The sequence below is a fragment of the Parabacteroides distasonis genome, assembly GCF_004793765.1.
Taxonomy (GTDB): domain Bacteria; phylum Bacteroidota; class Bacteroidia; order Bacteroidales; family Tannerellaceae; genus Parabacteroides; species Parabacteroides distasonis_A.
On the sequence record NZ_SRYM01000022.1, the window covers coordinates 51,452 to 60,321 of the forward strand.

Here is an 8,870-nt window from a genome sequence, read left to right on the forward strand (position 1 = left end):
TTAATTACCGAAATAAACCCTCACCTTACCATAGAAAGCCCTGCCAGCCTTCTGCAAGCTGAAGTTATCGTATAATTTCTCGCTCGTAAGATTCCTGCACTCGAAAGAGATATTGTAACGCCCGTTCTGTATACCATAAGAGAGTGTCAGGTTATGCGAGAATTGAGTTGGTACCACAAATTCGGATTCACTGCCTACCGCCTCCGAATACAGCGGGAAACTATGCATATATAAATTATCGTAAGTGACACTTAGCGTATTGCCTTTCTTCCACAAATTACGCCAGTAGAAGGTCACATCCGAGTTGGCAAACTGATAAGGAAGATTCGGCATACGTGCGCCATATGTCAAGCTCTCTTGGTTCGTCCCACTGGTAACCGCCTTCACGTTATCCCTTACATTCATCTGCGTAAAGTTTCCTCCTACGCTTACCCAGTTAGCGAAACCGTAGCGAACCGAGATATTGTAACCCTTGGTCTCTACACGACCATGATTCACATAGGTAGCGCCATATTTACCGCCGCTCAAATCCGATATATTCCGTTGGATATAATCTTTCGTATTTCGGTAGATCAATCCTCCTTCCACATATACGGAATGCTTACCGAATGTCTCGTTGTAGCTTAAATTCAGATTCACGTTATCGCTGTTCTCCGGTTTCAAGGAAATATCGCCGGTCTCAAGATCCTCATCGCCAAACATCTCCTCATTGGTCGGCAGGCGATAGGCTTTCTCATAGGACAATTTCGCTTGCAAGCTTTTCAAGATAAAGTAAGTTCCCGCAGCCCCATATCCCATCGCACTTACCGAATTGGTCGTACGTATATAGTCATCTTGAGCCGAGGAAGTAGCGACAGGCCCCGCGATAAACTGGTTGTAATATTTACCGAACACAGACAAGTTCCAATGTTCCGTCGGCATCAAGCGATACGAAAGACCGCTGATATTTTTACGAGTTTCCTTCGGGATAGCGTTCGCTTCCGAGTCCTCGTTCAAAAGAGACTGATTCGAACGCCGGAACGCGTTGATCACGTGATTGAACGTGAATGTATGTGCCTTACCGATACGGTAGTTAGCCGTTAAGGTTCCGTTCCAGTTATTATTATCCAACCGGGTGTTCTGATAAGATTGCTCACCGGGCATCCGGAGCGGACGCATCTCGCCACGCCAATTATATTCATAGGAAGAGGTATCTACATTGTTCGTCATGTTCTTATTATAATTCGCCGTCAATACCACATCCAAGCCCCTAACGAAGAAATCACGCTTGCGATAGTCCAACGACGGCATGATCGAGTATCCCTTCCGATATTTGCCACCAAACACCACTTCTTGACGCACGCCCGTCTGTATATCTTTATACATATGTGAATAGGTAAACCCGAACATCAAACGATCCGCCCATTTCTTATCCACGAAACCGATTTTTCCGATAACGGCCTCATTATGATACGTATCATGAAAACGCTTCACACGCTCGATCTTTTTCTTATTGATCGCTCCGGTCGTAAAGTCCTTCACCGGAGTATCCACATAGTAATTATTATCCGAATAATTCTGGAAAACGTTGATCTCATACGTGAGTCCGCTCCGGAAAGTCTGTCCGAAGTTCACATAAGATTTATGCGTATTGAAAGACCCGTATGAATAAGAAGCATCCAAGAACCATTTGTTCCGGTTCTTCTTAGTGATGACATTGATAACACCTCCAATAGCGTCTGTTCCGAAACCCACCGGTACCACACCCTTATAGACCTCTATACGCTCGGCATAATTCACCGGAATGTTATTCAGTCCGAAAGAACTGCCGACACCTTCTTGCGGAACCCCATCGATAAAGATCTTGATATGCTTGCCAGTAAATCCATCCATCATCAGTTGCATATCCGAGCCGACACCGCCAGACTCCCGGATCTTCATTCCGGGCGCTTGAGCCAAGGCTTCACTCAAGTTCTGGGTCGAATTTTGCAAGGCTTTCGTATCGAGGGCCACGGCATTGAACGCAGAACGCTTGAGCCGGGTCACGCCATTAGAAATGACAACCACCTCATCCAACTCCGTAGCTTGAGGGCTGATTACCACATTCATCTTCGTCCGTTCCCCACGCATCAGTTTCACGGGTTTCTCTACCGTCTTATATCCGATAGCCGATACTACTAATGTATATTCTCCCGCGGGAGCTTGAAGATGATAGATACCCTCCTCATTCGTAGTCCCGCCGTAATTCGTACCTTTTAGATAAACGGTAGCGAAATCCACGGTTGTTTTTTCCGTGGACAGGACTTTGCCCGATATCATTGTTTTATGTTGGGAAAAAGCCGAGATGGAAATAAGCAACAGTAAAAAGGAGAGGAAAAGCCCTCTGATTTTCTTCATCATCATTTAATCAATTATGTTATTTAAAACGTTGCAAAGTTACGATCAGAGACTACCGCTCCACAATACCTAAGAATGGGTAAAATCACATTAAAAATCTACGGAGGTATACCAAACAATCCCCTTATTCAGGTAATCGGGTGTATGGAGTAAGTCCGTAAAATTGAGTTATGTCAAATTTTAAATCTATTTAAACCCAATCGCAAGTTTTTGAGAGAGATTTTCTTAATAAACTTCAAAAAGGTTAACTATATTTGCGAGAAACAGATGTTTAATTTTAATTCTTTATCACCATGACAGACAGAAGAACATTTTTGAGAAACATTTCATTACTTACTTTAGGGGGCATAGCCAGCCAAAAAGTAATGGCTTCAAATCCCACCAGATCCATACCCGCCACAGATGCGGTATCCTCGGCAACCGCCGGGAAAAAGATGGGATTGCAAACCTATTCGCTCGGACAGGAGTTACTGCAAGATATGCCTAACGGATTGAACCGTCTGGCAAAAGCGGGATATACCGATCTGGAAATTTTCGGATATAGGGAAGATACCGGTAAATTCGGTGATTATAATCCTAAAAATACGACATTCATCGCCTCCAAGGATTATAAGAAAATGGTGGATGACGCAGGCTTACGGATCAGTAGCTCACACCTTACCCCTTCCCTTCGTGAGTATACGAAAGAGAATATGCCTAAATTCGACGAGTTTTGGAAAAAGGCAACCGATATCCATGCCGAACTAGGTGTTAGTTGTATGGTACAACCAAGCTTACCCCGCATCGAAAACGAGGATGATGCTAAAGTAGTATCAGAGATTTTCAACCGTGCCGGAGAGATCACGAAGAAAGCGGGAATCCTGTGGGGCTACCATAATCACAGCAATGAGTTCAAACGGGTATTGAAAGCAGGTGAGAAACCGGAAGAGAAACCGAATCCGTGGGCACCTCCTAAGGGTACTTATATTGAGGAGTTATTCCTAAAAAATACCGACCCGGATAAGGTCATGTTCGAACTAGATGTATATTGGACTGTTATGGGGCAGCAAGATCCCGTGGAATGGATGGAGAATTATCCGGATCGTTTTAAGTTATTGCACATCAAGGATCGTTGGATAATCGGTGATTCCGGTATGATGAATTTCCCGAATATATTCAAGAAAGCGTATGAGATCGGTATCCTCGGCTACTATGTGGAACTGGAAGATGACAAGAAAGGCCGTACCCAGTTTGAGGGCGTAGAGAAGAGCGCCGCTTATTTGCAAGCCGCTCCGTTCGTTAAATAAAACATTTCGATTTATCCCATAAAAAAGACCGTGTTTCCGCAGGGTGATCATCCTCATGGAAACACGGTCTTTTTGTTTTTATAAAGGGTATTTCCCGATCAAAAACTCATCTTTACACCGGTAAAATAACTTCTCAAGCTAGCCGGCTCTCCACTGGTCATAACCACGTCATATTGCTTTACCGCCTTCTCCGTCAGGCTCTCATTGATTCCATACTGGGCTTCTAGCTTGAATAACAATTCACCGAATTCCCCGCATCCTACATGAATCAGTTTGCCATCCACAAAAACAGAGGGGACACCTTGTATCTTCAAGGCATCGACTTCTGCCTGATTAATAGCTCCATCTACCATCTCATGATGGATCTGAGGATTTAATGTTTCTATTTTTAAATGAATACTATTTGCTTTTATTTCCGGTACGAAAATATATCTTAGCTTTTGGATTACCGCATCAATAACGATTATAACACTCCCGCCCGCACCCGGCTTAAAGATTCGGGTGTCATCAACAAATATGAGGCGATATGATTTACTGAAGCACGCTTCGCCACTTCCGGATATTCCAGTTGAAAACGCAGATAACGTTTTCTCGCCGACTCAAAACGCCAAGAGTCCGCTTTCTCTTGCGAAAGTATCAAAGCCCACTCCAATATTTTCTGGTACAATCGATTAATAGCTAAAGATGTTTTCAATAACTCACTAAGTTCCGAATAAGAGATCCGGTGATAAACCGTCGGTTCCAACGCCTCTATTAATAAATGCGTCGGTTCTCTTTGGAATGTGCTGGCTATACAAATAACAATATTTCCCTCACAGGAGAAATGCTCGGTAATATCACGTTTATTCTTATAGTAAAACTGACGTAATAATCCCGATTCCACGTAATATAAATATTTAGATATTTGTCCGTTATCCAATAACAACTCTCCTTTCGCAACCTTACTTGATTCTATGATCGAGGCCAGAGAATCCAAATCCTCATCGGGCAATGGATGAAAACGTTTGGATATCATTTCGGCTATTTCTTGTGGCGTCTTCATACTATTTATCATTTTCTGATCTATATCATTTTTTATCTCCTTACAAAAATAGATATTTGTCGCATATAACAAAACAAACACATATTAAATAGTCAAGGTTAGTCTAGGCAAAAAATTATTACTATCGTTTAAAAGCTAATCAGATTAGATTGTTTTCCCAGATTAGCTGGTTACATAATCGCAAGGCTTGATCGAGAGATCAGGCCTTGTTATTAGTTGGGTTTGTAGCGAGAAAATATCGCTTTCGCATTATCTAGACGTTCTTTTGATAAGGGTTCCACACCCTTTAAAGGATAATCGAGCCCTAATTGCTCATATTTATAGGTTCCCATCGTATGATAAGGTAGCAATTCCACTTTACGAACCACTTTATATTGACTAACATACCGAGCTAACGCCTCCAGCCACTCATCATTATCCGTATATTTGGGGACGATAACATGGCGAATCCAAGTATCTATGCCACGCCTCTCCAATTCTTCCAAGAACAGAAGCGTATGATCCTGCTTGACACCCGTCAGCAACAAATGTAAATCCGGGTTTAAGGTTTTGATATCCAACAATACTAAATCCACATAATCTAAAACTTCCAAAGCTTTTGAAGTACATACGAAACCGGATGTATCCAAGGCCGTGTGAAGACCTTGCTCTTGGCACAAACGGAAAAACTCTTTCAAGAACTCCGGTTGCAATAAAGGTTCTCCACCGGTAACAGTCACTCCCCCACGGGCGATAAAACTTTTATACCGTAAGACTTCCACCAATAACTCGTCGGAAGCCATCTGATATTTCACCTCCCCTTTCGGATTCCAAGTATCCGGGTTATGGCAATACAGGCAACGCAACGGGCAACCCTGCATAAAAACGACAAAGCGAATTCCGGGACCATCTACGGTCCCGAAACTCTCTAATGAATGTATCTTACCTTTTATCACTTACAATGAATGGTTTATGGTTCTTGAAATAACATCCAACTGTTGTTCACGGGTCAGTTTCACAAAGTTTACCGCATATCCGGATACACGGATCGTAAGTTGCGGATATTTCTCGGGATGCTCCATTGCGTCGATCAATAGTTCCTTATCAAATACGTTAACATTTAGATGCTGACCTCCATCCGGAGTAAAATAGCCATCCAATAAGCTAACCAAATTATTGATCTGCACATCACGTTCCTTTCCCAACGTAGCCGGAGAAACAGCAAATGTATAAGAAATACCGTCGTGCGCATGCTGGAACGGAAGCTTCGCTACCGAAGCTAATGCAGCGATAGCACCTTTCGTATCACGACCATTCATCGGGTTCGCGCCCGGAGCGAAAGGAGTTCCACCGATACGGCCATCCGGTGTCGTACCGGTCTTCTTTCCATACACCACGTTGGACGTGATCGTAAGAATCGACTGAGTCGGTTTCGCATGGCGATAGGTCTCATGCTGGCGCAAATATTCCATAAACTTCTCGGTGATCTCCACAGCGATACTATCCGTACGATCATCGTTATTACCGAAAGGAACATATTCGCCCTCACGTTCGAAATCAACCGCCAAGCCACGCTCATCACGGATCACACGTACTTTCGTATCACGGATAGCAGCCAATGAATCGGCAACGATAGAAAGACCGGCGATACCTGTCGCACGGATACGCTCTACATCCCCATCGTGAAGTGACATCTCAAATGCCTCATACGCATATTTATCGTGCATATAATGGATAATCTTCAAAGCGTTCACATATACCTTCGCCAACCAACGCATCATTTGCTCATACTTAGCCATCACCTCATCGTACTCCAGATACTCACCGCGAACCGGCTCGAACATCGGGGCTACCTGTACGCCGCTACGCTCATCCCGTCCTCCGTTGATCGCATACAATAAACACTTCGCTAAATTCGCACGAGCGCCGAAGAACTGCATCTGCTTTCCGATCTTCATGGGGGAAACGCAACAAGCGATACCATAATCATCCCCATAATCCGGACGCATCAAATCGTCATTCTCATATTGGATAGCCGATGTATCGATAGAGACCTTGGCACAGAAACGTTTCCAATTCTCGGGAGCATTCTTGAACCACAGCACCGTCAAGTTGGGTTCTGGTGCCGGACCTAGATTATACAATGTATGGAGATAACGATAGGAAGTTTTCGTTACCAAAGAACGTCCGTCCACTCCTTGACCGCCCAACGACTCTGTTACCCAAACCGGATCACCGGAGAACAAATCATTGTATTCTGGCGTACGTAAGAAACGAACGATACGCAACTTGATAATCAGCTGGTCTACTAACTCTTGAGCCTCCTCTTCCGTCAATTTACCCTCGCGGATATCTTTCTCAATGTAAATATCCAAGAATGTAGAGGTACGTCCAATAGACATTGCCGCACCGTCCTGATCTTTTACCGCCGCCAGATAAGCCAAATACACAAACTGAACCGCCTCATGAGCGTTTTGCGCCGGGCGGGTCACGTCGAAGCCATAGCTAGCGCACATTTTCTCGAACGCTTTCAACGCCTTGATTTGCTCAGAAATCTCCTCACGGCTCTGGATAATCTCTACCGTGATCTCTTGGATATCCAAACGATTCAAGAAACGCTTTTTCTCCTCGATCAAGATAGCCGTACCATATAAAGCGACACGGCGATAGTCTCCGATAATACGCCCTCTACCATACGCATCGGGCAAGCCGGTGATGATAGCCGAGCGACGTGCGGCAACCATCTCTTCCGTATAAGCAGAGAAAACCCCTTCGTTATGAGTCTTACGGTACTTCGTGAAGATCTCTTTCGTCATCGGATCCAAATGATAACCATAAGCTCCCAAGCTATTCTCAACCATACGGATACCGCCTTTCGGGAAGATACCGCGTTTCAGCGGAGCATCGGTCTGTAACCCAACAATAACCTCATTTTCCTTATCAATATAGCCTGGGCCATATACATCGATCCCTTGAGGTAATTTTGTCTCGGCATCATAAACTCCCCTTTCTCTCTCGGCCTTAAACATCTCGGTCAATTTATTCCAGACCTTACGGGTCTTCTCGGAAGAAGCGACTAAAAAGGAATCATCCCCTTCATAAGGCGTATAGTTACTCTGGATAAAATCTCTTACATTGATCTCTCTCTTCCAAGTCTCACCCTTAAAGTGATCCCAATACTCATTCTCAAATTTCATAAACAATCTTATCTAATACCACATTTTTACCGGTACAAAGGTAAAACTTTTATCCTCATATTCCTGTAATATAGAGAAGAAACAGGAGAGTAATGTAGCACTTTGCACTAAGTCTCCATTTTATTCACTATCTTTGCCTACAAAACGTAAAAGTTAATCTGGATCAAACACATGAGAAATATCCTGTTTACCGTTTTATTTATAGGAATACTATCCTTAATCACATCTCCTATCTCACTAGCGTCTAAATCTTTGCATAAGGCAAATATGATTAATTTATCAAATAATGCCATTATTTGCATGCATCAAGATCCAGATGGCTATTTGTGGATCGGGACTTACGACGGCCTTAATTTATACAACGGAAAAGATACGTATGTATATCGTTTCGAATTAAATAACAAAAACTCTCTTTGCAGTAATATCATTCACAAAATATCCGACGCTGAACCCGGCTTTTTATGGATATCAACTTCTTTAGGCATCAATAAATTCTCACTAAAAGAACGGAAAGTCACCGAGTCTTACCCGGGATACATGGAGAGTGATCTAGTAGCGACCGATTCATCCGGTATCACATTAGCCATTTGTAAAGAAAACTGGATATCTTGTTACACCCCATTTAGCGATGGATTCCGAGATCTGCCGAGAGAAGGGATAGGCCCTCAAACCGTACGGACTTTATTCGCCGGAACAGACGGATATTTTTATTTACTATTGGCCTCGGGAATACTGAAAAAGTTAACACCGGATTTCTCCAACACAACTTTTAATTTACTATCGGAAGAACGCCAATTCCATAATAAACCGATCTTATCCGCATTTCAAGAGAATAACCATATCTTCATTGTCGATACCGACAATAAGTTATATCGCCAACAGGTAGACGGAAGCGGGAAAGAATTCCTGTTCGATCTGTCTGGAATGACAAATAAATATGAACTATAATATAAAAACAGAATACGGTTAACGATAATTAGCATACTCATG

General features: G+C 43.2%; 5 protein-coding genes and 2 pseudogenes. 2 read left to right on the top strand and 5 right to left on the bottom strand.

What is annotated here, in order from left to right; genetic code table 11:
* A complete protein-coding gene (locus tag E5342_RS09565) occupies positions 1-2,382 on the bottom strand; it encodes a TonB-dependent receptor (RefSeq protein ID WP_135959278.1) in 2,382 nt (793 codons plus the stop codon).
* A 287-nt stretch (positions 2,383-2,669) separates the two neighbouring features.
* Here E5342_RS09565 and E5342_RS09570 point away from each other — a divergent pair, with 287 nt between their 5' ends.
* Positions 2,670-3,662, top strand: a complete 993-nt coding sequence (locus E5342_RS09570; RefSeq protein ID WP_135959279.1) for a sugar phosphate isomerase/epimerase family protein — start codon at positions 2,670-2,672, stop codon at positions 3,660-3,662.
* A gap of 134 nt (positions 3,663-3,796) precedes the next feature.
* Here E5342_RS09570 and E5342_RS09575 read toward each other — a convergent pair.
* From E5342_RS09575 to pflB, 4 genes and pseudogenes are all read right to left on the bottom strand, one after another.
* Positions 3,797-4,042 (bottom strand): annotated as a pseudogene (locus tag E5342_RS09575) (alkyl hydroperoxide reductase subunit F); the annotation flags it as partial.
* Positions 4,043-4,125: 83 nt separating this feature from the next.
* Positions 4,126-4,716 (bottom strand): Crp/Fnr family transcriptional regulator, encoded by a 591-nt coding sequence (locus tag E5342_RS09580; protein ID WP_121735179.1) that lies wholly within the window; start codon positions 4,714-4,716, stop codon positions 4,126-4,128.
* A 200-nt stretch (positions 4,717-4,916) separates the two neighbouring features.
* The gene (gene pflA, locus E5342_RS09585) at positions 4,917-5,636 is read right to left on the bottom strand and encodes a pyruvate formate-lyase-activating protein (protein WP_409072530.1); all 720 of its coding nucleotides are present in this window, start codon (positions 5,634-5,636) and stop codon (positions 4,917-4,919) included.
* Between the two features lie 3 nt (positions 5,637-5,639).
* Positions 5,640-7,880, bottom strand: a complete 2,241-nt coding sequence (gene pflB / locus E5342_RS09590) for a formate C-acetyltransferase (RefSeq protein WP_135959280.1) — start codon at positions 7,878-7,880, stop codon at positions 5,640-5,642.
* A 171-nt stretch (positions 7,881-8,051) separates the two neighbouring features.
* Between pflB and E5342_RS09595 the strand changes: the two are divergent.
* A pseudogene (locus E5342_RS09595) lies at positions 8,052-8,819 on the top strand (two-component regulator propeller domain-containing protein); the annotation flags it as partial.
* Between the last annotated feature and the right edge of the window lie 51 nt (positions 8,820-8,870).

Bases quoted from the DNA above. Each gene is read 5' to 3' on its own strand.
- E5342_RS09565 (WP_135959278.1), bottom strand. From the start codon at position 2,382: ATGATGATGAAGAAAATCAGAGGGCTTTTCCTCTCCTTTTTACTGTTG.
- E5342_RS09570 (WP_135959279.1), top strand. From the start codon at position 2,670: ATGACAGACAGAAGAACATTTTTGAGAAACATTTCATTACTTACTTTA.
- E5342_RS09580 (WP_121735179.1), bottom strand. From the start codon at position 4,716: ATGATAAATAGTATGAAGACGCCACAAGAAATAGCCGAAATGATATCC.
- pflB (WP_135959280.1), bottom strand. From the start codon at position 7,880: ATGAAATTTGAGAATGAGTATTGGGATCACTTTAAGGGTGAGACTTGG.